The sequence below is a fragment of the Solibacillus sp. FSL K6-4121 genome, assembly GCF_038002585.1.
Taxonomy (GTDB): domain Bacteria; phylum Bacillota; class Bacilli; order Bacillales_A; family Planococcaceae; genus Solibacillus; species Solibacillus faecavium.
The window spans coordinates 64,289-88,833 of record NZ_JBBOCS010000001.1 but is presented as its reverse complement, the minus strand read 5'-3'; the positions used below and the strand labels follow the sequence as shown (position 1 = coordinate 88,833).

32 protein-coding genes are annotated in these 24,545 nt (G+C 36.8%); 18 read left to right on the top strand and 14 right to left on the bottom strand.

From position 1 onward, the window contains the following. Positions 1-137 precede the first annotated feature (137 nt). From MHH95_RS00565 to MHH95_RS00550, 4 genes are all read left to right on the top strand, one after another. Positions 138-632 carry an RNA polymerase sigma factor gene (locus tag MHH95_RS00565; RefSeq protein ID WP_191699646.1) on the top strand — a complete coding sequence of 165 codons (495 nt, stop codon included), beginning with the start codon at positions 138-140 and terminating at the stop codon, positions 630-632. After that, a complete protein-coding gene (locus MHH95_RS00560; RefSeq protein WP_340726029.1) occupies positions 629-1,177 on the top strand; it encodes a zf-HC2 domain-containing protein in 549 nt (182 codons plus the stop codon). The genes MHH95_RS00565 and MHH95_RS00560 overlap by 4 nt, the downstream gene beginning before the upstream one ends. A gap of 1 nt (position 1,178) precedes the next feature. Beyond that, on the top strand, positions 1,179-1,511 hold the full coding sequence (locus MHH95_RS00555) for a YfjL-like protein (protein ID WP_445682982.1): 333 nt from the start codon (positions 1,179-1,181) through the stop codon (positions 1,509-1,511). Between the two features lie 221 nt (positions 1,512-1,732). After that, complete coding sequence (locus MHH95_RS00550; protein WP_191699649.1) at positions 1,733-2,485, top strand: SDR family NAD(P)-dependent oxidoreductase; 753 nt, start codon at positions 1,733-1,735, stop codon at positions 2,483-2,485. 84 nt (positions 2,486-2,569) lie between these two features. Here the strand turns inward: MHH95_RS00550 and MHH95_RS00545 are convergent, their stop codons facing one another. Then, entirely contained in the window at positions 2,570-3,043 is a 474-nt protein-coding gene (locus MHH95_RS00545) for a DUF2062 domain-containing protein (protein WP_340726027.1), read from the bottom strand. 272 nt (positions 3,044-3,315) lie between these two features. On the opposite strand from MHH95_RS00545, the gene MHH95_RS00540 reads away from it, so the two are divergent. After that, a complete protein-coding gene (locus MHH95_RS00540; protein ID WP_191699651.1) occupies positions 3,316-3,573 on the top strand; it encodes a UDP-glucose 6-dehydrogenase in 258 nt (85 codons plus the stop codon). 153 nt (positions 3,574-3,726) lie between these two features. On the opposite strand, the gene MHH95_RS00535 is transcribed toward MHH95_RS00540, so the two are convergent. The 8 genes from MHH95_RS00535 to MHH95_RS00500 form a co-directional block, all read right to left on the bottom strand. Continuing rightward, complete coding sequence (locus MHH95_RS00535) at positions 3,727-4,746, bottom strand: ABC transporter ATP-binding protein (RefSeq protein WP_340726026.1); 1,020 nt, start codon at positions 4,744-4,746, stop codon at positions 3,727-3,729. Next, positions 4,736-6,430 (bottom strand): ABC transporter permease, encoded by a 1,695-nt coding sequence (locus tag MHH95_RS00530; protein WP_340726025.1) that lies wholly within the window; start codon positions 6,428-6,430, stop codon positions 4,736-4,738. Before MHH95_RS00530 ends, MHH95_RS00535 begins: the two co-directional genes overlap by 11 nt. Positions 6,431-6,432: 2 nt before the next feature. Then, on the bottom strand, positions 6,433-7,470 hold the full coding sequence (locus MHH95_RS00525; protein WP_340726024.1) for an ABC transporter substrate-binding protein: 1,038 nt from the start codon (positions 7,468-7,470) through the stop codon (positions 6,433-6,435). After that, entirely contained in the window at positions 7,467-8,246 is a 780-nt protein-coding gene (surE, locus tag MHH95_RS00520) for a 5'/3'-nucleotidase SurE (protein WP_340726023.1), read from the bottom strand. Before surE ends, MHH95_RS00525 begins: the two co-directional genes overlap by 4 nt. Continuing rightward, positions 8,227-9,018: a sugar phosphate isomerase/epimerase family protein gene (locus MHH95_RS00515; protein ID WP_340726022.1), complete on the bottom strand. Its 792-nt coding sequence runs from the start codon at positions 9,016-9,018 to the stop codon at positions 8,227-8,229. The genes surE and MHH95_RS00515 overlap by 20 nt, the downstream gene beginning before the upstream one ends. Next, entirely contained in the window at positions 9,015-9,848 is an 834-nt protein-coding gene (locus tag MHH95_RS00510; RefSeq protein WP_340726021.1) for a PHP domain-containing protein, read from the bottom strand. The genes MHH95_RS00515 and MHH95_RS00510 overlap by 4 nt, the downstream gene beginning before the upstream one ends. Positions 9,849-10,287: 439 nt before the next feature. Then, positions 10,288-10,665: a YxiJ family protein gene (locus MHH95_RS00505; protein ID WP_340726020.1), complete on the bottom strand. Its 378-nt coding sequence runs from the start codon at positions 10,663-10,665 to the stop codon at positions 10,288-10,290. 22 nt (positions 10,666-10,687) lie between these two features. Continuing rightward, a complete protein-coding gene (locus MHH95_RS00500) occupies positions 10,688-11,179 on the bottom strand; it encodes a hypothetical protein (RefSeq protein ID WP_340726019.1) in 492 nt (163 codons plus the stop codon). Between the two features lie 330 nt (positions 11,180-11,509). On the opposite strand from MHH95_RS00500, the gene MHH95_RS00495 reads away from it, so the two are divergent. The 3 genes from MHH95_RS00495 to MHH95_RS00485 all read left to right on the top strand — a co-directional run bounded on the left by MHH95_RS00495 (position 11,510) and on the right by MHH95_RS00485 (position 14,755). After that, the gene (locus MHH95_RS00495; protein ID WP_340726018.1) at positions 11,510-13,030 is read left to right on the top strand and encodes an AbgT family transporter; all 1,521 of its coding nucleotides are present in this window, start codon (positions 11,510-11,512) and stop codon (positions 13,028-13,030) included. Between the two features lie 85 nt (positions 13,031-13,115). Further along, positions 13,116-14,294 carry an amidohydrolase gene (locus MHH95_RS00490; RefSeq protein ID WP_340726017.1) on the top strand — a complete coding sequence of 393 codons (1,179 nt, stop codon included), beginning with the start codon at positions 13,116-13,118 and terminating at the stop codon, positions 14,292-14,294. A 242-nt stretch (positions 14,295-14,536) separates the two neighbouring features. Then, on the top strand, positions 14,537-14,755 hold the full coding sequence (locus MHH95_RS00485; RefSeq protein WP_340726016.1) for a hypothetical protein: 219 nt from the start codon (positions 14,537-14,539) through the stop codon (positions 14,753-14,755). Positions 14,756-14,947: 192 nt separating this feature from the next. Here MHH95_RS00485 and MHH95_RS00480 read toward each other — a convergent pair whose 3' ends face one another. Next, positions 14,948-15,199 carry a hypothetical protein gene (locus MHH95_RS00480; RefSeq protein ID WP_340726015.1) on the bottom strand — a complete coding sequence of 84 codons (252 nt, stop codon included), beginning with the start codon at positions 15,197-15,199 and terminating at the stop codon, positions 14,948-14,950. A gap of 454 nt (positions 15,200-15,653) precedes the next feature. Between MHH95_RS00480 and MHH95_RS00475 the strand changes: the two genes are divergently transcribed. Further along, positions 15,654-15,809, top strand: a complete 156-nt coding sequence (locus MHH95_RS00475; RefSeq protein ID WP_339213891.1) for a hypothetical protein — start codon at positions 15,654-15,656, stop codon at positions 15,807-15,809. A gap of 306 nt (positions 15,810-16,115) precedes the next feature. On the opposite strand, the gene MHH95_RS00470 is transcribed toward MHH95_RS00475, so the two are convergent. Continuing rightward, the gene (locus MHH95_RS00470; RefSeq protein ID WP_339213889.1) at positions 16,116-16,523 is read right to left on the bottom strand and encodes a hypothetical protein; all 408 of its coding nucleotides are present in this window, start codon (positions 16,521-16,523) and stop codon (positions 16,116-16,118) included. Then, a complete protein-coding gene (locus MHH95_RS00465; protein ID WP_340726014.1) occupies positions 16,516-17,322 on the bottom strand; it encodes a hypothetical protein in 807 nt (268 codons plus the stop codon). Before MHH95_RS00465 ends, MHH95_RS00470 begins: the two co-directional genes overlap by 8 nt. 426 nt (positions 17,323-17,748) lie before the next feature. Here MHH95_RS00465 and MHH95_RS00460 point away from each other — a divergent pair, with 426 nt between their 5' ends. From MHH95_RS00460 to MHH95_RS00435, 6 genes are all read left to right on the top strand, one after another. Beyond that, entirely contained in the window at positions 17,749-17,934 is a 186-nt protein-coding gene (locus MHH95_RS00460) for a hypothetical protein (protein WP_191699661.1), read from the top strand. Between the two features lie 14 nt (positions 17,935-17,948). Further along, the gene (locus MHH95_RS00455; RefSeq protein ID WP_340726013.1) at positions 17,949-18,395 is read left to right on the top strand and encodes an SMI1/KNR4 family protein; all 447 of its coding nucleotides are present in this window, start codon (positions 17,949-17,951) and stop codon (positions 18,393-18,395) included. 58 nt (positions 18,396-18,453) lie between these two features. Then, positions 18,454-18,609, top strand: a complete 156-nt coding sequence (locus tag MHH95_RS00450) for a hypothetical protein (protein ID WP_340726012.1) — start codon at positions 18,454-18,456, stop codon at positions 18,607-18,609. Between the two features lie 54 nt (positions 18,610-18,663). After that, positions 18,664-18,816: a hypothetical protein gene (locus MHH95_RS00445; protein ID WP_340726011.1), complete on the top strand. Its 153-nt coding sequence runs from the start codon at positions 18,664-18,666 to the stop codon at positions 18,814-18,816. 68 nt (positions 18,817-18,884) lie between these two features. After that, on the top strand, positions 18,885-19,343 hold the full coding sequence (locus tag MHH95_RS00440; protein WP_340726010.1) for a hypothetical protein: 459 nt from the start codon (positions 18,885-18,887) through the stop codon (positions 19,341-19,343). Positions 19,344-19,910: 567 nt separating this feature from the next. Beyond that, positions 19,911-20,732 (top strand): MBL fold metallo-hydrolase, encoded by an 822-nt coding sequence (locus tag MHH95_RS00435; protein WP_340726009.1) that lies wholly within the window; start codon positions 19,911-19,913, stop codon positions 20,730-20,732. Between the two features lie 160 nt (positions 20,733-20,892). On the opposite strand, the gene MHH95_RS00430 is transcribed toward MHH95_RS00435, so the two are convergent. Together MHH95_RS00430 and MHH95_RS00425 are read right to left on the bottom strand one after the other, a co-directional pair. Beyond that, positions 20,893-22,446, bottom strand: a complete 1,554-nt coding sequence (locus MHH95_RS00430) for a hypothetical protein (protein ID WP_340726008.1) — start codon at positions 22,444-22,446, stop codon at positions 20,893-20,895. Next, entirely contained in the window at positions 22,439-22,978 is a 540-nt protein-coding gene (locus tag MHH95_RS00425; RefSeq protein ID WP_340726007.1) for a sigma-70 family RNA polymerase sigma factor, read from the bottom strand. Before MHH95_RS00425 ends, MHH95_RS00430 begins: the two co-directional genes overlap by 8 nt. Before the next feature lie 420 nt (positions 22,979-23,398). On the opposite strand from MHH95_RS00425, the gene MHH95_RS00420 reads away from it, so the two are divergent. From MHH95_RS00420 to MHH95_RS00410, 3 genes are all read left to right on the top strand, one after another. Beyond that, on the top strand, positions 23,399-23,872 hold the full coding sequence (locus MHH95_RS00420) for a hypothetical protein (RefSeq protein WP_340726006.1): 474 nt from the start codon (positions 23,399-23,401) through the stop codon (positions 23,870-23,872). A gap of 191 nt (positions 23,873-24,063) precedes the next feature. Continuing rightward, positions 24,064-24,288 carry a hypothetical protein gene (locus tag MHH95_RS00415; protein ID WP_340726005.1) on the top strand — a complete coding sequence of 75 codons (225 nt, stop codon included), beginning with the start codon at positions 24,064-24,066 and terminating at the stop codon, positions 24,286-24,288. 25 nt (positions 24,289-24,313) lie between these two features. After that, positions 24,314-24,544, top strand: a complete 231-nt coding sequence (locus MHH95_RS00410; RefSeq protein ID WP_340726004.1) for a hypothetical protein — start codon at positions 24,314-24,316, stop codon at positions 24,542-24,544. Position 24,545: the final 1 nt, after the last annotated feature.

Here is a 24,545-nt window from a genome sequence, read left to right as displayed (position 1 = left end):
TCCCCAATTACATAACTGTTCCAAAGCCGGTATAGTGAAATCAACAGAATACTTGAAAAAAATATTTAAAAATATTTTGTAACGAAATATAGAGTCGTGGTATTAATACTACGAACAACAAGAAAGTGAGGGCAGTTATGAACAAGTTAGAGGAACAATATGAACAAATTCATCCAAAACTCTATGCGTTTTTTTTATCCAAGACAGGAAATCGGATGACTGCTCAAGATCTTTGCCACGATACCTTTTACGAGGCTTGTAAAAGCATTGGCTCCTTTAATGGACAATCCACTTTGTCAACATGGATATTCTCGATTGCGGGGAATTTACTAAAAAAATATTATCGGAAAAATAAGTATCAGCAAAGCTTAATGCAAAAACTTTCAGCGATACCAGAAACTGAAATGCCATCAATAGAAGAGTTAGCAGAACTCAATGAAGATACAAGAATACTTTTACATCATATTTCAAAACTAGATGATGCTTCGAGGGAAATTGTATTGCTACGCATATATGGTGAACTGAGCTTTGCAGAAATTGGTGACTTAATTGGTAAATCAGAGAACTATGCGCGGGTAACGTTTCACCGGCTGAAATTAAAGATTCAAAAATTAATGGAGGTGACTTTATGAACAAAGAATGTCCGGTTATACAAGATCTTTTACCTTTATACGAGGAAGATTTGGTTCAGATAGGGACAAAACAATTTGTCGATGAGCATTTGAAAAGTTGCCAAGCGTGCCGCCACATTGCAGAACAATCACAAATCCCGCTGCCTGTGGAAGTAGAACATGGCGGTGGCTCTAAAAAAATGATTCGGAAAATCACGCTGAAGTTGACAACGATACAGATTTTCTTTGTAGCGATTGCCTTTATCTTGGCGATGGGGACGACCGTGATGAATAACAATAGTGGATTTATCCTGACCTATGCCTTATTGGGTGCGGTTACGTATTTGTTTTACCGCTCCATTGTTATTGCCGTTCTGCTTGCAGGGGTACCTAATTTTATATGGAACTGTCTATTGTATATGACGGATTGGTTCGGTGAATTTTATGGAGGAAGCTTTTTGGAGGCTTTTTCCCTCGCACTCACATCCGTGGTGATCCATTTAATCATAACGTTTATTGGAATTGTGATCGGCTTTTGTATTCTTAAAATAAGAGAGGAAAATTAATATGAAAAAGAAAATACTATATAGCGTGATTGCTATTACATTAATTGGTGTCCTAGTGTACGCTTACATGCAAATGAGCGGAAATACAGTGCATAAACAAAGAGCAAAGGAGAGCTTGGAAACATTTTTGCAAGAAACGTATCCAGACATGAACTATGAGATTAAACAGGTAGGGTACGGTTGGACGGATGTTACGTATGAGTTTGAAGTGGTGAAAAAGGACTCGTTGGCAGTTGAAACTACTTATACTTTTTATGTTTCTGGTATGGAGCCTTATGAAGTTTTCAGTGATACCATTCGTGGAACCAATATAGACAAAGAGGTATCTGACTGAGGTAGAGTATCACAGTGAGTTTTTCTCCTGACATTCAATGATTGAAATGAAAGCAAATTTCTGTAATAGTATCTGCCCAAAATGCGCATAATAAGTCCGATTGATAATTTGCCTCTAAAATAATGAAGTTGTATATTTAATTTGTTAGCTACAAAAATTTATTAACGATACTGGGAACAATCACGTGAGAATGGTGGTTTTTCTGAGAAGGAGAAATTGTATTGAAATTAAAAGACAAGGTAGTGATCATTACAGGTGGTGCTGGCGGTATTGGCGCTGGTATGGGGCGTGCAATGGTAAAAGAGGGCGCAATTGTTGTAGCAGTTGACCTTAATCCGGAAGCAGGTGCAAAAGTATTGGCGGATTTGCAGCAACACTCACCACAATCTAGCTTTATTGAATGTGATTTGACAAAGCATGATCAACTAAAAAATGTAGTGGAACAAGTTGTCGAGAAATATGGTCGTTTAGATGTGTTAGTGAATAATGCACATGCTTCTAAACAAGTGCCATTCCTTGAAACAACACCAGAACATTTAGCATTGTCAATGGATACAGGCTTCTACCCTACATGGTACTTAATGCAGGCGGCTATTCCACATTTGAAGAAAACACGTGGTAATATTATAAACTTTGCTTCAGGTGCCGGGTTAAAAGGACATAAAACACAAGCTGCTTATGCGGCAGCAAAAGAAGCGATTCGTGGTATTACGCGTGTCGTAGCCAATGAATTTGGGGCAGATGGTGTGACGGCGAACTTGATTTCACCAATCGCCAATTCAGAAGGTGTACAAGCATGGGCAAAAGCTCAGCCGGAATATTATGAAGGGGTACTTGCGGGTATTCCGATGGGTAAATTCGGTGATCCGGAACAAGATATCGGACGTGCTGCTGTCTTTTTAGCTTCAGAAGACTCGAAATATATAACAGGTCAAACTTTGATGGTGGATGGCGGCTCAATCATGCTCCACTAATATCGTGAATTTTATATAACAACGAACTGGGTGCTCGAACAATTGTAGAATTGTTCGAGCACCCGGTTTTTTTATGTGACGGACTCACCTCATTTTATTCAAAATCCTTACCCGGTTCGTCTTAAACATAACATATACGATAATGTAAATAAGTATCGAGGAGATGACGATATTGCAAGTGGCACCTGTTAGAAAGATGAATCCACTCGAATGGGAGCTCACAATGCCTGTATAAGCATGTTCGAGAGCATCAATGTATTCTACTTCATCCAGTTCAGTGACTTTTGTATTTTGATTCAAAAGTAAGCTTCCGACCTGATAATTTAAGAAGAAAAGCAGCGGCCAAATAAAAGTGCCCATGACACCACCGACAAGTGCGGAAACGGTATTCGCCTTTACGAGTCTTGCCAAACCGACAGAGAGTACGGGGCCAAGTCCGAATGTAGGCAGCCAGCTTGGAATAAACCCAATCGTTACTCCTGAAGCAACTTCATGTGGACCCGATTTAAGCCGAAATAGACGGATTAAATTATATTTAACGGTTCGTGTTATTTTCATAGATGACTATCCTCTCCAAGTAATTCGTCCCAAACGTTAAATGGTCATTATAGATATATTATACCGAATTTACCAGATATAGAATTATTTTTTCTAAATAATTAAATTAGGTAGGTCGGATCAAAAAATTATTATACTGATTAATGATTCATTATGTAAGCAATAGGGTAAAGATAAAAAGATGCTTATTTACAGCGTGTTAAATACGGGCTGCAAGAAGCATGATCAAAGGGTGACAACAAAGATACTACATAAAAAAGGGGACATGAATTATGCTACAATTATTTTTTAACGACGATCATTTAATTTCGATTACAGGAGATGAAGATATTTTATCAAAAATCCCTGATCGCTATGAGTATTATGATTTAATTAACATTAAAAATGAATTGGTAACAACGGAGCATTTAGTGGAGGCATTCGAGTATGCTTTACGTAAAAAAGGTGAAGATGCAGTCAATGCAGCGGCTTATTATGCTAAATTAAAAGATATGTACGAAACGAAAAAACGTTTACCGATCGAAAACTAGTGAGTTGGCAAAGTGGATTTTTAAACGATGAGGCATGGTAACCTGGCACAAAATAGTTGTGCACAGGTATAGCCAGGCTTTTTTTGTGTTTGAAAATTAGTGGGAGCTAATATTGGAAGGTAGTCATCGCTTCGTCCTTTCATGAGCCGTCCCTCATGTCCCAACTAGCAAGCGTTCACCGATTTGAATGCGAGTGTCTGCATCTGAAACTATAGTTAACTGAGTTTCGTTAGCGAGCGCTGTGTAGATCATTTCTCGGCCTTGGAATTGGACGTTTTGGATTTCGACTTCAATGCCATGTTGGTTATCGGCTGTAGGTTTAAGTTGCTCTGGACGTAATGGGCATAAGCCAGCTTGTTTAAATGATGTAGAAACCTTCGGGAAATGCCACGATACATTTGGACTTAATGCTGGAGAAAATTGATCATTGTCCCATGTTCCTTCTAATAGATTGGCTTTACCTACAAAGTCTGCAACAAAAGGTGTTTCTGGATAATAATAAATTTCCTGTGGTGTGCCGATTTGTTCGATTTTTCCAGCATTCATCACAACAATTTTATCAGCCATTGCCAATGCTTCTCCCTGATCGTGCGTAACGTAGACGATCGCTTTTTTAAATTGGCGATGAATTTTTTGGATTTCATAGCGCAATTCAATCCGCAGTTTGGCATCAAGACTACTTAACGGCTCATCCATTAAAATCAGAGCAGGTGCGGGACTTAAAGCTCGTGCAATCGCAACTCGCTGCTTTTGCCCGCCGGAAAGTTCATGGGGGTAGCGATCGGCTAAGTGACTCATGCTCATGGCGCTTAACATTTCTTCTACGCGTACATCGGGCTGTTTTTTGAAAGCTTCACTAACAAATCGATGATGCTTTAAAGGAAATGCCACTTGCTCCTTTACTTTCATATGAGGCCATAATGCAAATGATTGGAATACTAAACTAATATTGCGTTGTTCTGGAGGTATCCGATTCATTAATGCGTCATCCATTAAAAGTTCGCCACTCGTTGGACGTTCAAATCCAGCGAGAATTTTCAGCAGTGTCGTTTTACCACAGCCTGAAGGACCAACAATCGCTACAAATTCACCCTCTTCAATTGTTAAATCGATTCCTTTCAAAACATCTGTGGAGCCGAATGATTTTTTTATATTTTTTAATTCAGTGATCATGCGAAACCCTCTTTCTACGTATTATTGCACTTATCCCATAGAGTAATCCGGCGAAAATGGACATGTATAGTAAAACAATAGCGGAAAACGCAGTTGAGTATGTCGTATACCCAGCTTGCTCAAAGTTATAAATTAGCACGCCGATTGTTTCAGCACCACTTGACCATAGTAAGGAAGAGACCGTTAATTCTGTTAATGTATTTAAAATGACAAGAACAGAGCCGCTAATAATACCTGGTAAAAATAGTGGTAGTAATATAGCTTTCCATTTTGCCCATACCGAAGCACCACTAATATGTGCGGCCTCCTCTAAGTCAGTAGACACTTGCAGAATGGCTGTACTGCTGCCTCGCACTTGCAAAAACATAAAACGTGTAACATAGGCAATAAGTAAAATCCAGATGGAGCCATATATGCCAGGATTCCAGCCCGGAATTGGCTGCATCCATGCGAGGATCATCGCTAAAGCTAACACCATACCTGGTAATGTGTACGGAATCGCAACAATCAGCTCAAGTGTTTTCGAAAAAATAGAGTTCTTTCGAATTCGCATATACGCAATAATCGTACCTGCAACAACACAAATAACAGCTGTGGCAATCGCTAATATCGTGCTCGTCTGTAATGCATCTCCAACTTTATTATAGTCGTAAAGTAAAAAGTTATAATTGTATAGCGTAAATGTATCGAGCGTAAGAGGCACCCCATATGTTTTTACGAACGAAGTCTTTAGCATGGAAATTAGGGGTACGATGCTAAATAATAAAACAAGTGCCCAAACGATGATTTCGACTAAGCTACGCCACTTTCCCAAATCTACTCTTGGTGTATGATCGATATAGCTCGTTTCCATTACTTTAGAGCGACGTAAAAGCAGCCACTGAAGGCCCGTAACAATAAGGGCAATCAAAGCAAGTAGCACTGATAATGTAGCAGCTCTTGCGAAAGCATTATTTCCGTAGCCGATTACTTCCTGGAAAATGGCTGTACTTAACACCGTAATATTCGCAGGAATTCCTAAAAAAGCAGGGATGCCGAAATTATCTAAATTTGAAAGAAACGCGATCATGCCACCGCCAATAACGCCAGGCAATGATAATGGTAACGTAACGACAAGGAATGTTTTGATTCGACTGCCGCCAGATGTACGAATAGCCCACTCAAGCTCTTTTGGAATTCGCTTTAACACGTTTACCGTAAACATATAGACTAATGGAAAATGAGAAACACCTAATAAAAATGCGATGCCTGTTAGCGAATATAAATTAACAGTGATCGGTAAATCTTTGACGAATTGGGTCCAAGCAATCGTCACGATATAAGACGGAATAATAAATGGTAACATAATGAAAATTTGAATCCATTTCTTTGCGCGGAAATTGGTATACGCCATAATCCAAGCAAAGGTTACACCTAGTACTAAAGCTAAAATTGTAGAGACGACGACAATGAAAGCCGTGTTTTTCAGCATATTCCAAGTGAAAGGCTCACTTAAAATGGTTGTATAATGTTGCAGAGACAATGCGCCATCATATTGAAAGCTTTGCCAAACAAGACGCAGAATCGGTACGATGAAAAATATAAAGATCAGTACCGAAGAAAGGGTAATGAGCCCTTTTTTCGATAGGAGTAAAGCAGTAGATTTTTGTGCTTTTGTTTTACTTTGAGCTGTAAAATGCGTCATTCTTATTCCCCAAATAATGTTTTAAATTCATTTTTATCTGATTCGCGTCCATTATAAAGCTCTTCTACACTGCTTGATAATACATTTAGTTCATCCACACCTTTAAGTCCTTCTGGTGCTGTAACATCTGAACGAATTGGTGCGTAGCCTAAACTTGCTGCAAGCTCTTGACCTTCTTTAGAAAGAACGAAGTCGATGAAAGCTTGGGCTGCTTTTTTATCTTGAGCATCCTTTACTAATGCGATTGGCTCCGTAATTACCGGTACACCTTCTTCAGGGTAAGTGATGGCAATTGGTGAACCTTCTTTTGCCGCATTATTTACTAAATAGTCTACAATCATTGCGTAGTTGTTTTCACCGGCTTGCAAGCCTTTTAATGCAGCACCATTTCCTTGGACAACTGTCGCTTTGCCTTCTTTTAACGCTTTATAATAATCCCAGCCGAAGTGATCGTTGCGTGTGAAAATTCCTAAATTGTATGCGGCAGCACCTGAATAAAGAGGGCTAGGCATAATCGTTTCATTCGCCTTTTCTGTTAATACGCTCCAGGATGTCGGTGCATCTGTAACCGCATCTGTGTTATAACCGATTACTGTTGCCATTACTTTTGTGCCGTAATATGTTAAATCTTTGTCAATAAATTCTTCAGAAATATTTTCTTTCTCCGGTGAATCATAGCTTTCTAGTAAATCTTGATTTTTCAAGTTTTCAAATGTTACGTGATCTGCCAGTAACAACACATCTGCTTGAATATCGCCAGCTGTATTTTCTGCTAAAATCTTCCCGACAACTTCCTCTGTTCCTGAACGGAATAATTCAACTTCTATCTCTGGGTATAAATGATTAAACTCTGAAATAAGTTTTGTAGCATCAGCTTCAGGCTGAGAAGTATAGAAACTAACCGTACCATCAATTGTTGCTTCAGCTTCAGTTGCTGTATTATCGTTTGCGTTGACCTCATTTGCTGTATCTTCCTCGGTCGATCCACATGCTGCTAAAATTGCTGTTGATAATAACGCAGTCATCCATAATTTTTTCATTTTTTAAGAGCTCCTTTTATCAATAATTGTGTTTGTTGTAATAAATCTTGATTGATAAAGCTGACTGTTAAAGGGGTAATGGTTAAATAACCTTGTGTAATTAATGAAAAGTCTGCATTGCCCGCTTCACTTTGTATCGTTTTCCGATAGTCTTTTAGCCAATAAAAGAGCTGTCCCATCCCATCTTCAATATGAACATGTTTGTATCGTTTGACCGAAAAATCTAGCTCGGTAACGATAGGCCCTAAATAATGATTGGGCTCAACATATGGAAGATTCACGTTATAGACAGTCCCATTTTTTAAATCTAGGTGAAGAAAATTTTGTAAAAATTGATATAAATATTGTTTTGGGTACTTTAAATTTAATTTTTCCGCATCATAGGCATCTACAGAAATGGCGAATGCTTTATAACCGAGCGAAGCACCTTCAATTGCAGCGCTGATCGTCCCGGAGTAGTAGACATCCCTTCCAATATTTGAGCCGAGATTAATACCGGAAATAATAAAGTCAATCGGTTCTTTGATAAGGACATCTAATGCTAGTTTTACACAGTCAGCAGGGGTCCCATCAATGCACCACGCATGAATATGCTCACCGAAAAGATCGGTTTTTTGAATGTTTAACGGCTTACGTAATGTAATTGAATGAGAAATGGCACTTCTTTCTTGGTCGGGACAGCAAACGTACACTTGACCAAAATTACTTAAAACTTCGACAAGAGCGCGGACACCAGGTGCAAAAATACCATCATCATTAGTAACTAAAAAGTTCATTATTTATTATCTCCAGCTTCTTCAAATAGTTGAGATGTTGCGTAAACATCGTATCGTCATAGCATAAGCCTTCTAACACAACGGGCACGTTCTGTTCTTTAATGCGATGCCAAAGTGTGTGTGGCAGCAGCAATTGTCCCGTACCAAGCGCAACATGAAATTTTTGTTCGGTTGCATCACTTATATGAATTTTATCGATATTGCGTAACTGACAAAGTTTTTCTTCAATATTATCTTGCAGCCCAATATGTGCAATATCGAACGTTGTTTTAAATAGTGGGTACTTCTCGAGCAGTTGATTTAATGCTTCGGGCTCAACATATAATTCTTTTGGAAGTTTCTCGAGCAGCTCAAGAGAAATACTAACGCCGGTTTTTTCACTTGCTTTATATAACGTTTTTAAACTTTCATCCATCGCTTGTTCATAAAACATACTTGGATGACTGGCAATCATTTTTCGACCCGGATGAATCGTAACCGACGGGCAGTTTAATGCTTTTGCAATATAGAGCGCATCGATTATTTCATGAACGGATGCATTCCTAATTTCTTCATTGAGCGAGGCTAAATTTAAGTCCCAGCTCCGAGCATGGATGGACACAGCTAGGTTGTATTGCTGCATAAGCTGTTCAATTTTTGGCAGCGACCAATTTTCCAATTGCATTTGCTCCATCCATAATTCAATTCCTTGTAATTCAGCAGCCTGTACTTTTTGAAAAATCGTTTCCAAAGGCTGTCCCCAAAATAACGTAGTTGCAGCATATAATTTCATACGTTCACACCACATTTTTTGCTTAATGCTACTAGGAAAGGAACAACATCGGCTTCTTCGTAAACGACAGATCCTGGTAAGTAGGGGCTTCTTGAATGCACACCATGGAAGTCGCTGCCAACTGTTTTATACAGATTATATTTGTCTGCGATTTGTTTGAAATGGATTACTTGGTCCTCGCTATGAAGAGGATAAAATACTTCAATTCCATCAATTCCTTCTGCTAGTACTTTTTCTATAGAATAATCAAACTTATAAATACCCGGATGTGCCAACACAGCTAAACCCCCAGCATGATGAATCATTTGAATGGCTTTAGCTGAGGTAGCTCCTTTTCGGACTTCAAAGGCAGGGGCACCTTTTGTTAATAGTTTTTCATAGGCTGCTTGAGCATTTTCAAAATAGCCTAATGACACAAGTTCATCGGCAATATGGGTGCGTACAATGATTCCACCTTCAGCACGCTGTTGAACCTTTTCATAATCGATTGGATAGCCGAGTTGTTGAAGCTTAGCCACTATTTTTTGAGACCAGTGAATACGTTCTTCTCTGCGCATATTGCAATAATGGATGAGCTGTTCATTTTGTAAATCCAGACCATATCCTAAAATATGTAGTTCACCGTTTGGTCCATCTGTATTGAATTCCAATGCAGTAATTAAAGTTGATTGAGTAAATTCCGTATTTGCTAGTTGTTCATATGCTTTTGTTGTGTCATGATCAGCAATCGCAAAGTGCGTTACTTGTCGTTCGTGTATTAAAGTTACTAGTTGTTCAGGTGTCAACTCGCCATCTGAACAGTTTGTATGCATATGTAAGTCAATAAGCATTTGTATCACCTCCACCGATAACATTACGCGTTAAATGTAAAGGGAAGTATTCGGAAATTATTAATAATTAGTAAATTGTGGTTTATCGGAAATATTAGGTGAGTGGCTCATTTTCACAACTTATTTACAATTAATTAACATGCTGTCTTTACATTCTCTCAATAATGGGAGATCAAGGTGATTATTGAAATTGATTGGGGTGCGGTAATAAGGAGTACGCGCAGAAGATTTTATTGAGGAAAGGGAAAAGGGATTCTATTTTAAAATAATCTAATTTATGAAGATAGTTTGCTAACTGAATTTTTAAGGTGGCAGGCAATTTTACATATTTAGCGAGTTTGCAAAGTGGCATTATAAAATATATGGCATGGTAACCTGGCACAGAATAAATGTGCACAGGTATAACCAGGCTTTTTTTGTGTTTGAAATTTAGGGGGAGCTAATATTGGAAGGTAGGAAACAACAACTTTAATAACAATTTTCTTGCTTGCTCAAAGGTTGTATATTCCTGATGGAAATGATGATAATTTGCTATATGGTCTTTCAGAAATTCATATTGATAGTGCTCAATAAAAGATTGAAATAACCTATCAATTTGACCTTGGGGAATTTGATTTATGTTATCTCTTAAAACATAACTTAGCGTTCCGGCAATGTTCACACAGTAAAAATGAAAATCATCATAGAAATCCACCTCATGAGGTAATTTCATAAACTCTGTTCGAAAATCTTCTGCTATTTTATTAATATCATTGGTAGGAAATGGTTTTCTTAATTCAGGGTCAATTTCAGTTAATTGCTTTAAAATATCGTTCATAGGATCTCCCTTAATGTTGGGGCTATTTTTTCTTCGCTTTCTTCTTTTTTGATTCTTCTTTTTTCTTTTTATCTTTCTTCTTGGATTTTTTCTTTTTATCTTTTTTTAACTCGGACTTTTGAGAAGCAGGTTTTAATTCTGTTAAATCGATTTCAAAGGGAATTAATTCCGCTTTCCTACTTTCTTTAAGCTCTTCTCTATAATCTATTTTCCCTTTAGGATATTTAATAATATTGTTTTTCCGTAAATCCTTTTTATTATTATTTAATGCACAGGTATCCTCATGTTTAAGAGCATTGGTAATGAAACGTTTATACATAACGCGTGTCTTATTTTCATCATGGTAATGGAGGCTATGGGTATCACACCCACCTTGCTTCCACGTGTATTGTGGCGATTCGATATAGTGACGATCTTCTGTATCAATAAAGTAAGTGATGCTTGCAGAATTGGACGCAGGATGAAACGTGACGGTCGTGATATTGTGCTCGTAATCTACTAAGGTATAGTGCATAAAAATACCTCCTAGGGAATAATAGGTAGTCTTGTAAATTAAATGGTAAGTTAAAGGGTATTCAATGTCAATATTCTACAGTAATAACTTGAAATAGAACTGAATATCAAAAAATATTTTCATTATATAGATCTAAAAAGGTGTCTATTTAACTTAAGAAAGACCTATCTCACCATCGAATGAATAAGAGCTTCCTCCCAAGTTCATCGCTAAACTAAACACTATTATTATCGAAATATAACAAAAAATCTAAAAATTTGCATAACTAGTTGTTAAGTTTTTCTTGCTTTGTTATTCTATAAAACATTAATCAACTAGGGGGGCGCATATATGGAAAACAAAGTAGTAAAGAAAAAATTAGTTGATAGGTTTTTAGATGGAATCGAACGAGCGGGCAATAAACTTCCAGACCCGGTTACGTTATTCGTCATTTTGGCATTTTTCGTTTTGGCGCTATCATTTATTTTATCAAAACTAGGAGTTTCGGCCGTTAAGCCAGGAACTGACGAAACGATTGAAGTTATTAACTTGATGAATCGTGAAGGACTTATTCAAATCGTTACAAACATGGTGACGAACTTTACTAGCTTTGCTCCACTTGGTATCGTGGTCGTGACGATGATCGGTATCGGGGTAGCTGAAAACAGTGGCTTAATATCGGCGTTAATGAAAAAGACGGTTTTAAGTGCACCGAAAAAACTTATTTTACCTGTTATTATATTTACAGGACTTGTCGGGACGGTTGCCGCAGACGCAGCGTTCATTATTTTACCTCCAATTGCCGCAATGATTTTCATGAGTGTTGGACGAAATCCACTTGTTGGTTTAATCGCGACGTATGCAGCAATTGCCGGAGGGTTTAGTGCTAATATTATTATTTCGTCTTTAGACGTTTTATTACTCGGTATTACACAAACAGCAGCACAATTGGTTGATCCTACATATACAGGACTTGCAACGATGAACTATTACTTCATGATTGTTTCGACATTTTTAATAGTGATTGTAGCAAGTTGGGTAACAGTAAAATTCGTAGAGCCCCGCTTTGGTAAGTACAGCGGAGAAGTTGAGGTCGCTGAACCACTAACAGCTCTAGAAAATAAAGGGCTTCGCTGGGCAGGGATTGTCACAGTTGCCTATATCATTTTAATCGCTATTTTAGTCGTACCAGAATCAGGGTTATTACGTAATCCAGAAGATAACGGCTTTTTAAACTCACCGTTTATGACGGGGATTGTGCCGATTATGCTATTCTTCTTCTTATTACCGGGCTTAGCATATGGTATCGTAACAAAGAAAGTAAAATCGGACCGCGATGTAGCGGAGCAAATGTTTAAATCAATCGCTGACCTTTCTTCATTCATCGTGTTGGCATTCGTAGCAGCGCAAATGATTGCTTATTTTGGTTGGAGTAACATTGGTCCGATTTTAGCAATTAAGGGCGCAGAGTTTTTACAAAATATGAACTTTACCGGCGCACCAATGTTTATCGGCTTCATTATTATTTGTGCAATGATCAACTTACTGATCGCAAGTGCATCGGCAAAATGGGCTTTACTGGCACCAATCTTTGTACCGATGTTCATGTACTTAAACTACTCGCCAGCTGTTACACAAATGGCCTACCGTGTCGGGGATTCCATTTCAAATCCAGTTACACCGATGCTTGCATACTTTGCGATTTTACTAGCATTTGCTAGACGCTACGATAAGAATATCGGGATTGGGACGTTAATCTCAGCGCTATTGCCTTATTCTATATTCTTCGCGATTATGTGGATTCTTTTATTCGCTGTATGGTTCATGTTTGGCCTGCCATTAGGTCCTGGCGATAGTATTTTCTTAAAGTAATATTTTAGAATTTTGAATAGTAGCCTTTAGAAGCAATGTAATGTTTATTCGAAATACAGACAACTTAGAAAATGGGGTATGAGAAATGACGAATATATTTGAAATACTAGAACAGCATTTTGATGAAATGGTTGCGATTCGTCGCTACCTGCATGAAAATCCGGAGCTATCACATGAGGAAGTCGAAACGCCGAAATATATTGCTGAGTACCATCGTGCCCTTGGACATGAAGTACGAGAAGGAGTAGGTGGTCGTGGGGTAGTCGCTACTTTAAGAGGCGGTAAGCCAGGTAAAACGGTTGCGCTACGTGCAGATTTCGATGCATTGTCAATTCAGGAGCAAAATGATGTTCCGTATAAATCTAAAGTTGATGGCAGAATGCATGCATGTGGTCATGATGGCCATACCGCGTCACTTCTTGTATTGGCAAAGGCACTGAACAAAATTCAGGATGAGATTCAAGGGAATGTCGTATTCATCCACCAATTCGGTGAAGAAATTGCACCGGGTGGAGCGATTCCGATGATTGAAGATGGCTGCTTGGATGGGGTCGATGTCATTTTCGGTCAGCATTTATGGGCACCGGTTGAGCATGGGAAAATTGCAGTTTGTGAAGGTCCGTTAATGGCTGCAGCAGATGCCTTTTACATTACGATTAAAGGAAAAGGCGGACACGGTGCGAAACCACAGGAAACGAAAGACTCGATTTACATCGGCTCACAATTTGTTGTGAATGCCCAGCAGTTATTAGGCCGCCGTATTAATCCTGTGAAACCAGCTGTTGTTTCAGTTTGTCACTTTGAAGCGCTAAATCCATTTAACGTTATTGCCGATTCAGTAAAAATTAAAGGAACGGCCCGTGTATTTGATGAAGAAACGCGTGACATCATTGAACGCGAGCTGGAAGATGTGCTGAAGGCATCTTGCTTAGTGATGAAGGCAGATTATGAATACAATTATGTGCGCGGCTACTCGGCTGTCATTAATGATCGCGAGACAACAAGATTCTTCATCGAGCAGGCAAAGGAAACACCAGGTGTTGAGGAAGTAGTTATTTGTGAACCGGAAATGGGCGGCGAGGACTTTGCTTACTATTTGGAAAAAGTACCGGGAACATTCTTTTTCACAGGTGCGCGTGACCCAGAGAAAGAAGAGGCGTACCCGCACCACCATCCGAAGTTCGATATCGACGAGCGTGCACTTTTAGTTGCTGCCAACACACTTGCAAAGGCAACGTTGGAGTATTTGAAGAAGCATGCTTAAATTGGAGACGCGAAAACCTGTTGAGTGTAACGGTTTTCGCGTTTTTTTGTTTAAAATCATACATAAGTAGGGATTTTCATTATACACATCACTATTTTCGATAACTTTCATAATAAAAGGTGTTAATTATCTTTGTTTTTTAGTAAATTTCTGTGTTTCCGGTTATCGATAACATATAGGACACTTAACAATTTACCCTTTATTATGTTAGACTCCTAACCAATCACTTAGGAGGGGTTTTCTTGAAAAAGGATACCGTAAAAAGAATAGCGTATATGATTATAGGGAGCTTATTTGGTCTAGCTATAGCGAGTTTTTTTAATAACGGAAATGAAAGCTTTTTAACTAGGGATAACGTGCTAACCGTTATTTTAATTATGGTGGTTGGTGGGTTGATCGGAAGTATAGCGAGAGGATGGCTGGATAGGGTCAATCATCGTTCATCTGACGAATCGGAGTAAAGCGGTTAAAATAGGGGGAGGAATTCCCCTTATTAAGATAATAATGTGAAAATGCATCGAAATAAGAGGAGAAATTCCTGTTATTGACTAAAAAAATGTAGAAATCAGCGTTGAAAATGAAAATAAGAGTAAATCCTCCCCTTATTTTCATTAAATTGAGTGGAATTTCCCAAATAAGGGGAGATCCTCCGCTTATTTCGTATAGGTATTTATATTTTTTATTAACCAAACTAAATATTTTGCAGCAAAGTATGTTAACGGGATACCTAATAACCAAATAAATAAGGCAAAATAATAACTACTAAAAAAATATTGATTTGATAAGTACGCAGCTATATTAAAGTATGGAATATAAAGTATGATCATTATCGCGATAACGCCCGCTTGTCTGATCATTAATTTATTTTCTTTCACATTCAGCTCTTCTTTACGTTTTTCATCCATAAGTAACTTCACCTTTCCCATTCATAGATTTTTGGAAATACTCGTGCTGCAGAATTGGGATTCATCTTGTTAATGTGAGTGTAACATAGTTCAGTAGCATTCATAAAAAATATTATGGAAATGGCTAGAATTACTAATGTGGCAGTTCCAACAGGAGTCTTCACACAGTAAAAGGGGGATGATGTTATAGTGACTTTAGTGGTTTTACTGGTAGGTTTATTTTTAATGATCTATTTGAAGCAACCTTATCTATTTAGTAAAAGAGTATTTGATTATATATTTTTAGGCGGTTATTTATTACTTCTTACACTTTATATTATTAACACAGCTTTTGTTAGAATAATGTCTGATGCGTTATTTTTAATAGTTACAGTTACTTTCCTATTACCTTTATTTATTAGATTTATTACAGTGAAAAGTAGTACCCAATAAAAGATTCGAGGAGGTCGGAAAAATGGATTATACGAAAGTCTATAATGAGGAACTGATTATTTTAGTAAAAGAGAAAATACAGTCCGTCGGTGAAGTGAAAGCGGTGAAGTTTGTGAGAGAACAAACAGGTTTGTCCTTAATCCAGGCAAAAAAATTCGTGGATTTTTGTAAAGAATAGATACAGAAACTCAGACTGTAGACAAACTCGAAGAAATTCGGGATTGCCTACAGTCTTTTTTATTAAAATAAAGTTAACTAATGAAAACCGATGATTTCCATTGCGGGACCGATGCTTTCCCCGGGCACGGCTCCAGCTAACTAAATTGTGCCTACAACGGCAGGCACAATTTAGTGGATCTTCCGCGCGTGCGGTTCCCGGTGGAGTCACGGTCCCTCCACTCCAATCAACTTATTCATCGCTTTAAATAAAGTGAGATACGATATCAACGATGACTAGTAATCAATTCTCTAAAAAAATATATAATCAAATATTTGAAACATTTGTTCCTTCCGAATCATTCGGATAATAGAGCTCTTTTCGTAGGCACACGTCTTTATGACGTAATTTTTCACCCTTAAATCGTATCCAAATTTCGTCATCTGCCATGACACCATGCGTTTTACGAACAATGCCCCAACGGTTATAGGCTTGCATGTCAAGGCTTTCAAGTAGTTCATTGGCATTGGCACGTGTTGGTGGAAACGTACGCCACTTAAGCCATTTTTCAAGTTCTTCTAGTGTAATATGCCCTTCCATCATTGGTGAAAACTGCTTGTTAAAGTCATTAATATAATTTACAACATAAGGCGACCCACCATTTGCAGGCTTTAAATCGACTGTTGCAATGATGTCATCCATCCACATGACATCAAACTTCATATAATCAATCATGAGTTTCACTACCTTCCACGAATAGATGTTTAAAAATCGGATCATTCAATTGTGAGAGAAGTACTTGCTTCGCTCGCCCGAAATCAATAGTACTTGATTCAATTGCTTCTAAAAGTGCCTGTTTTTTAATAAAGGCAGGTCCTGTATAAAGGGCAAGTTGTTTTGAAAAGCTTGAGTTGAATGGTTTCGCTTTCACTTTACGCTTTAAAATCGTCAATGGCTTACCTTGGGTGTAATCTTTTTCATCTGATAATAAACTTAGCCCATTATCAAAAATAGGTGCAAGCTGCCATGTTTTTTCGATTGGGTTGTAAAGAAATAGAATATTATTCGTATGACGGTCTACGTTTAAAATAAGGGCATCGAACGCAAGTAACTGGGCGATTTGTACACGGACATCTAGTCCTGTAAATTTTTGTACTTGCTCCATGATTTGCTCAAATTTTTCACCCGTTGATAACGATTTATCATTTAAAATAGAATCTGTCGACGTGAAATTTGCTTCAAATAATCGTTCTAACGTTACTTCTTGCAGTTTACCTCTGAAATCGTGTGAATAGCAGCCCATTGACTTGTCACCATATGGGAGAATGATTTCACAAGGATGATACATAACATAATCCGTTTGTTTTAACGTAGAATGCGTCAAGACTAGTGAAGCAAGTACTTCTGCTTGCCCTTCGTACCCTCGTGTATTTTGTTTTACCCATTTGTCACCAACACGCCACTTTGATTGGTCGCCTTTACTAGATGTACTTATAATTCGTATAGCATCTGCAGGGATATGAATGGTTTCCATAATTCTCACGTCCAATTATTTTGAGTTTTCTCTATTATATAGGGAGTTAGAAGTCTTTTCATTAGAAAGCTGCTGAGACGAATCACTATAGCATCGAGAACCCATTAATCAGTCAAATGGGCTTATAAATTTCAATAATTCTAGATAAATGTCTTTTACACCTTTAAATGAAGTGAGTTTAATGGTTTTTGTGTTTTTGTAAGCTATCAAATCATTCAAAAGTAGGAGGTTCCTCTCTCGAAAGCGCTATGATGAATAGATTTATATTAAACTTATTTTATTTTTATTGTATTAATAATATTTTTTTGCGGTTCCGACTATTAGTAGCATGCGAGCTAAAGAAAAATTTATTTTTGATTATGGTAAACTCCTAAGTAATCACTGTGAAGGCAATTATTTGAAGTGCATTTACTGAGGAGGGGAAAGATGGAGTTTTTAGCGAAAAAGATTTTAGGCAATACAATAATTTTCTGGATACTCTTTCTAACACTCGGGCTAACAGGTTTTTATTTAGTGTTTATGAAAAGCGATCTGAAAGGGTTTTATTTGTTATTTTTAATGGTCGGTTTATCCATTCTTTTTGAAAAAGTGTTATTTAAAAAGGATAAATAAAGGAGGCGTATTTGTTGGAAAATATATGGCGCATAGAAGAAAAAGAAAAGCTAACTGATGATATGGTAAAAAGTGCAGAGAAAAAGTTAGGTGTAAAATTACCGGATGCCTACATTGATCTATGCAAAATTCAAAATGGAGGTTATATCACTTACGATGCTTTTCCAACGTCGGTTCCTACAGGGTGGGCGGAGGATCATATTGGTGTTGACCACATTCGAGGTATTGAAGAAGAGGGGATCCTTTCCAATGACTATTACATAGAAGAATGGGACTTACCGAAAGATGTCATCCTTTTAGGTGGAGACGGGCATACGTGGACGGCAATGGATTACAGACAGACGAAAGAAAATCCACCGATCATTTATATTGATTTGGAATGGGGCGACGACATTTTTATTTTTCAGCTAGCACCGGATTTCGAAGCATTTGTTGATGGGTTGTTTCATTACGATGGTTGATCATATTGTCATTATGTATAAAGAGCTGTAGCCTTAAGTGCAAAGGGAGGGGAAAATTTTGAACAAAGGGTTCGTTATCTTTGTTATAGGAATAATCATGTTCATGTTAGGGATCTATTTATCTACTAGTTGGATTGTAGTTGGATCTATTATTGGGATTAGTGGAGGATTGCTCTTAGGCCTTAGCTCTTATTTTATGGCAATGAAGGATTAAACAAAAAACATATGTTACAATAATGAAATTAAAAATTAAAGGAGAAAAAGTACAATGGAAGAAACAGCTATATTCAAAAGTTATTCTAGAAAATTGATGAGAGATTTAAATGATATAAAGAAAGCCCTAAAAGAAAAGGATTACGAAAGTGCAGATAAACTTTTAGATCAGCTAATTGAAGATACTCAAAAGGGTATTGAAGACTAGTATAAAAGGTGCCAGCAAAAGCATCTTTTTTATTTTGTCATTTTTGCCTTTCGAAAGGAGCACCTATTGTGAAAAAGATTTGGCTGATCATTGTTAGCTTTATAGCAATTTCAATGATCATTATTATATATCAGCAACACCAATTAATTAAGGACTATCGCAGTTTACTGCATTCTGAAATGGAAAAATTAAATGTTCCGATAGAACGTATTCTCGAATTTCATCAAGAAGCCGAAAATTATAATGAAAAAGAACGTGCTGAAAAACTTGAGCGTTTAAATGAAACTTTTGCAGATTTTTCGAACTACACTGGGAGTGGACTGCAATTAGAGTCTTGGATAGGGGACAGATATTTTATAACCTATAATGACACTAAATTAGCTTATTTTTATTTTATTAAAAATTATATGGCCGCACCAACCACAGAAGAAAGAGATGTAATTTATAAAAATTTAAAGGAGCGATATGACCAATATCGTGAATTCCTTAAAGTTGCTGAAGAAGAGTTAACGGAACCTTTTGAATGAGGGGTATTCACTACAAGCAAAGCTTTCTACGGGGATAGTGAATTGCTTTTGCGACGAGTAATCGCAGGAAGCGTGACGCCTGAAACATTGGTGTGTAGCCACGACCGCGGAAAGTGTCCCCGAAATGGAAATCCATGTAAAGAGGGAACACAGAAAACCTAATTTAATTATCAGGCGCGATTCTGTAAGAAGAATCAGCGCTTGTTTTCATTCTAGGGGTTACCATCAGTTTCGGAAACTTTTCTTCTTTTTTCCCCGACAATTAGCCTGCTGAGAATGAAATTAGCAATACTGACAACCAACACTAAAATAGGTGCTGAAATTCCCATTTTCATATCCCCCGTAGTTCCTCTAAAATCTTCGTAAAACTTATCTAACAATTTTGCCCATTACTTTAAGGACATAGTTCACAATGTATAAATTTATTTTAACAAAATACACTTTTATTTGTTAAATAAGGTAAATTCATCCTAAATACTGATAGAAACTTTAAGTTTACAAATATAAAATATATAAACGAATAACCATAAAGAGGAAAAAATATAAAATAAGGATGGTTGATTTGAAATGGATTATTATATTTGTGATACGTGTGGAGTTCAATATGAAAAATCTACTGTTGAACCTAGTGAATGCAAAATTTGTACTGAAGAGAGACAATATGTGAGTGTAGATGGACAAAAGTGGACAACTTTAGATCAATTAGTGGCGTCTAATCAGTATAAAAATAAGATTACTTATGAAGAAGATGGATTACATAGTATTAAAACTGTCCCTACATTTGGTATTGGACAGACTTCTTACTTAGTTCAGAATAGCGATTTTAATTTGTTGTGGGATTGTATTACATATATTGATAAAGAAACTATTACTAAAATTAATGAATTAGGTGGAATTAATGCAATTGCGTTATCTCATCCTCATTATTATTCAAGCCAAGTAGAGTGGGCAGAAGCATTTGATGCCCCAATCTATATACATGAAGATGATAAAGCGTGGGTAACTAGACCAAGTGAGCATATTGTATTTTGGTCAGGTGAAGAATTGATTTTACAAGAAGGAATAGCATTACATCGTGTAGGAGGGCATTTTAAAGGAGCCACAGTTTTAGAATGGCAAAACAATAAAAAAGAGGGCGTTTTATTTGTTGGAGATATCATCCGTGTGGTTGCAGATCGTAGATGGGTAACTTTTATGTACAGCTATCCAAACTTTATTCCATTGCCAACTAATATTGTAAAACGAATTGCAAGTCAAATTGATACATTTAATTTCGAAAAGTTATTTGACGCATTCCATCGAGTAATTGAAAAGGACGCTAAAGAACGTGTTCAAATTTCAGCAAACCGATACATTGCAGCCTTAGAAAATAATCTTTTTGAAACATAAATAATTATACACACCAATTTAGTTCCCAAATAAAGCATCGATACGTTCGTATGTGGCCAAGCTCGTGGAAAACAAAAAGAACACCATTTTTCTTTGAAAGAAAAATGGTGTTTTTGATTCTGTCCAGCCTTCTTTTTGATAATTCCGGGCAGCTATTATCCTACTTACTAGGGGTAAAAGATTCTAATAAAGCCTTCGTTTCCTCGAGTGTGATTTTTTGACTCACGACCTCATATATATAATCACCTTTCATGCCTATAAACTTGGCACCTAAAACATCTTTTATTTCATAGCTTTTCCACTCAATGCCGTTTAATGTAAAGGTTTCTAGTTGTTCTCCCGTTTCCTTATTAAAATCAGTCGAAGAACGAATAAAGGAATCCTCATGATAAGTGCGTACGTACACTACTCCCGTTTCATTTTTGGGAATATACGTAAGGTAAGCATGGTGGAAGTTTTTATATTTTTCATAGCCTGCTGAGAATAGATCAAGATCGGGATGAGTAAATTCATACAAGAAAGGCAGGTCCTTTCGAAGTAAATCTACCACAGCCTCTGTATCTTCTTTAAAAGTGTCTGCATAATCTACAACTTCTATTTCTGCTTCTCTTGGATCAAGATCAGGCTTTTTCCCGTAAGGAACAAAAGGTTTATAGCCATCTAAATTTGGCACAAAATCTTGCGGATCAATAGGTATATCCACTTCCAAACTTTCTGGATGGAGATAGCCTGTAAGTTGACCGTCCGTATCATACGTTTCGTATTGAACTAAGATTCCAGTATCTTTATCTACCCAAAAGCGAAAAGTGTCAGTCGTTCTTTTCATTTGGAATCTATTTATCACTTGCTCATCCATTTTTCCGTATAAAACAATGGTATTATGACCTAACAATTCTTCGTTTTGTTTTTCTATGTCCCAAAGCTCTGTATTTCTTAAGTAACTTGCTGTGATTTCATAGGGAAACAAAGACATGCCGCCAGGGGCAATTTCCGGGCTTTCCCTAAAATTGGCCTTATCTGAATAAATGTCTTTCAATTCTAAACTAAACGCTTCCTCTGGTGTTATCGGATCTCGTGTGGGTTTAGATTGATAGTCATGAACGAAATATGTTTTATTTACACTTTCTTTATGCCAGCGCTTTTCTTCATTATAAATAAATTCATTTATCATTTCCGCATAACCCATTAACTCTTCATCAAATTGAGAGGTACTTTTCTGATAGCCACCAATTACATTTTTTATACTTACTTTGTACTCAGTCACTGACTTACTATCTGAGTCGTCATAATATTTGGCATAATCTTCAAATTTACCGGCAGCTGTGTAAAAATAATCCACCGTATTTAAAAGCTTGCTAACCACATCTTCTTTTGTCATCTCTTCGTATGATTCTTCTTGTGCGGGAGGCGTATAGATGTTGGTTTCATCTTTTGATCCTGGTGGAACATCTCCCTTGTTGTTATTTAAACCTGCCGTCTGCTCTTCACGCGAAAAAATTTCCAACTCACTTGCAATATAATAACTTGTGCCTAAAAAAAACAAACTCGCTACAGCTATTGGCAACAAATAATTCAATATTGGCTTGATATGGCGCTTCTTTTTTCTTTTGTATATAACTTGCCTTACGTTTTCTTTTTGTTTCGCATCGAAGTGAATGTCCTTTAATACAGTTTTGTTCATAGTCTCTACGATTTGTTTAAACATGTCATCCATGTTTGATGCTCCCTTCTAGTGACTTTTTTAACAAGAGGCGCGCCCTATGTAATCGGGACTTTATCGTTTGTATACTCAAATTTAATAAATCTGATATTTGGTTATATGACATTTCTTCATAGTAATATAAAATTACTACTTCTCGATACTTCACGGGTAAGGAAAGTATTTTTTCTGCAACTAATCGTTTTTCCTCTAGACCGACTAATTCCATTTCAGGTGATTTATTTGTACTTTTTATTTTTGTGAAAAATTCAGTAAGGACGATATTTTTAAAAGACCAGCTCCTTAACTTATCTTTACAGAGGTTCACCGTAATACGGTATAACCATGTTTTATAAGAAGATTCATTCCTAAAGTTGTCTAAGTTCTCGTAGCACTTAATAAAAACTTCTTGCGCAATATCTTCTGATAGTTGCTTCTGCTTAGTATAAGTAAATGCTAAACGAGCTATATTTTGGCCGTATTCATTCATCAACCATTCAATTCTCTCCTCTTTATTTAACTCATTTTCATCTACTTGTTCTATCACTCGTTCAAGCATCCTCCTCACCCTTTCAATTATTAGACGGAGCAAATCTGATTTGGTTGTAAAAAAATTACTGTAATGAAATATTAAAACACATTGGCTTATTATAAAAGTCAACGGGGCTTACTGAAGGGAGGGGGCGGAACAAAATAATATTGAAGCGCGGTTAAAATAGAGGAAGAAAGTTCCCTTATTTAAGAATTCATGTGAAAATTCGCATAAATAAAGGAAGAAAATTCCCTTATTTACTAAAATAATTTAAAAATTAACCATTTTTACGTAAATAACGGAAAATCCTTCCGTTATTTTCACTAAAATGAGCAGAGTTCTTCAAATAACGGAAAATCTTTCCCTTATTTAATTCTCTGAAGGAGTATCCGTACTAGTTAGAGAAGTAACATAAAAAGTCAGTGGGAGGTATTTATGTTGAAAAAAAGAATCCTTTTAATCTTCGCATTAATTTTATCGTTTGCAATTGCAGGCTGTAAGGAAGAGGAGTCCATTGGAAAAAATGAAAAAGTAATTAAAAACAATTGGAAGGAAAGTTCACTTTTTGAATCAGGCGGTTACACAATGATTGGAGAAGAGGGGCGATTAGGTTTTATTTACGATGATAGTGAAGAAGTTCGGTTCTATCCTGATAAAGAGCAAAAGTACATGTGGCATTTTTGGGGGGAAGAACAAGAGCTAGAAGGAGAACTAAAAGTTGTAGCCACACAGGAAAATGAAGATGAAGAAATCCTTGTAACCAGTGGCGTACTAGGTGGTGCTAATAATGGAGCAGACAAACACGCCCCATCTAACATGTCATTACCGAAAAGTGGAATATGGAAGTTAGATGCTTATATAGGAGAAAGCCTATTTGGAAGCGTATATGTGAAAGTTCATGAGAAGTAGTAATTTATATTTGATTGAAACTTGCTGTTAAATATAGTTAGCTAATAGAGGATATCCTATTTTATACAAAAAGGTATCCTTTTAATTTTTACCCAAAAAATGCATACTTCAATTTTTATATGGAAAATTTATGGTAAAATAAATGGATTGTGAAATAATGTGCTTTAACTAACGAAACGAGGGGGAATTAATTGAAAATTATTAAAATAATCCTGGCTTTAGCTGCAATGGGAATATCAGCATATGGCTTAATTACAAAAGATTTTTCGTATGGTCCAATATCATCTTTACTACTTGGTATTTTCTTTGCACTTATTGGAATAGAGGAATTTAAAACGAAAGGTAAAAATAGCTGGGCAATATTTTTTATACCCGTATCATTAATCATTATCGTGATGGCGCTTTTTACTTTCTAAGTATATTTAGCAAGGAGTGGAGTACATGAATAAACGTGGAACTGGGGTTGCTTTTATAGCGATAGCTGCATTTTTATTTTCAGCAAATTACATTAGCGCAGCTATTTTTGGTTCGAGTTTAAAGGCTATAGATTGGAGTGTAGCGTTATTGGTTGTAGGGGAAACTTTAAATATATTTAGCAGCATTGCTTTAATCATAGGTATAGCATACATAGCCTGGGGAGAATATGAAGAGTTTAAAAGTAAAAAGCAATAAT

Bases quoted from the DNA above. Each gene is read 5' to 3' on its own strand.
- MHH95_RS00565 (WP_191699646.1), top strand. From the start codon at position 138: ATGAACAAGTTAGAGGAACAATATGAACAAATTCATCCAAAACTCTAT.
- surE (WP_340726023.1), bottom strand. From the start codon at position 8,246: ATGAACTTTTTAGTTACTAATGATGATGGTATTTTTGCACCTGGTGTC.
- MHH95_RS00510 (WP_340726021.1), bottom strand. From the start codon at position 9,848: ATGCTTATTGACTTACATATGCATACAAACTGTTCAGATGGCGAGTTG.
- MHH95_RS00525 (WP_340726024.1), bottom strand. From the start codon at position 7,470: ATGAAAAAATTATGGATGACTGCGTTATTATCAACAGCAATTTTAGCA.
- MHH95_RS00475 (WP_339213891.1), top strand. From the start codon at position 15,654: ATGGATTATACGAAAGTCTATAATGAGGAACTGATTATTTTAGTAAAA.
- MHH95_RS00445 (WP_340726011.1), top strand. From the start codon at position 18,664: ATGGAAGAAACAGCTATATTCAAAAGTTATTCTAGAAAATTGATGAGA.
- MHH95_RS00435 (WP_340726009.1), top strand. From the start codon at position 19,911: ATGGATTATTATATTTGTGATACGTGTGGAGTTCAATATGAAAAATCT.
- MHH95_RS00500 (WP_340726019.1), bottom strand. From the start codon at position 11,179: ATGCACTATACCTTAGTAGATTACGAGCACAATATCACGACCGTCACG.
- MHH95_RS00480 (WP_340726015.1), bottom strand. From the start codon at position 15,199: ATGGATGAAAAACGTAAAGAAGAGCTGAATGTGAAAGAAAATAAATTA.
- MHH95_RS00430 (WP_340726008.1), bottom strand. From the start codon at position 22,446: ATGGATGACATGTTTAAACAAATCGTAGAGACTATGAACAAAACTGTA.
- MHH95_RS00410 (WP_340726004.1), top strand. From the start codon at position 24,314: ATGAATAAACGTGGAACTGGGGTTGCTTTTATAGCGATAGCTGCATTT.
- MHH95_RS00555 (WP_445682982.1), top strand. From the start codon at position 1,179: ATGAAAAAGAAAATACTATATAGCGTGATTGCTATTACATTAATTGGT.
- MHH95_RS00505 (WP_340726020.1), bottom strand. From the start codon at position 10,665: ATGAACGATATTTTAAAGCAATTAACTGAAATTGACCCTGAATTAAGA.
- MHH95_RS00535 (WP_340726026.1), bottom strand. From the start codon at position 4,746: ATGATCACTGAATTAAAAAATATAAAAAAATCATTCGGCTCCACAGAT.
- MHH95_RS00470 (WP_339213889.1), bottom strand. From the start codon at position 16,523: ATGATTGATTATATGAAGTTTGATGTCATGTGGATGGATGACATCATT.
- MHH95_RS00530 (WP_340726025.1), bottom strand. From the start codon at position 6,430: ATGACGCATTTTACAGCTCAAAGTAAAACAAAAGCACAAAAATCTACT.
- MHH95_RS00460 (WP_191699661.1), top strand. From the start codon at position 17,749: ATGGAGTTTTTAGCGAAAAAGATTTTAGGCAATACAATAATTTTCTGG.
- MHH95_RS00560 (WP_340726029.1), top strand. From the start codon at position 629: ATGAACAAAGAATGTCCGGTTATACAAGATCTTTTACCTTTATACGAG.
- MHH95_RS00490 (WP_340726017.1), top strand. From the start codon at position 13,116: ATGACGAATATATTTGAAATACTAGAACAGCATTTTGATGAAATGGTT.
- MHH95_RS00420 (WP_340726006.1), top strand. From the start codon at position 23,399: ATGTTGAAAAAAAGAATCCTTTTAATCTTCGCATTAATTTTATCGTTT.
- MHH95_RS00495 (WP_340726018.1), top strand. From the start codon at position 11,510: ATGGAAAACAAAGTAGTAAAGAAAAAATTAGTTGATAGGTTTTTAGAT.
- MHH95_RS00465 (WP_340726014.1), bottom strand. From the start codon at position 17,322: ATGGAAACCATTCATATCCCTGCAGATGCTATACGAATTATAAGTACA.
- MHH95_RS00515 (WP_340726022.1), bottom strand. From the start codon at position 9,018: ATGAAATTATATGCTGCAACTACGTTATTTTGGGGACAGCCTTTGGAA.
- MHH95_RS00545 (WP_340726027.1), bottom strand. From the start codon at position 3,043: ATGAAAATAACACGAACCGTTAAATATAATTTAATCCGTCTATTTCGG.
- MHH95_RS00540 (WP_191699651.1), top strand. From the start codon at position 3,316: ATGCTACAATTATTTTTTAACGACGATCATTTAATTTCGATTACAGGA.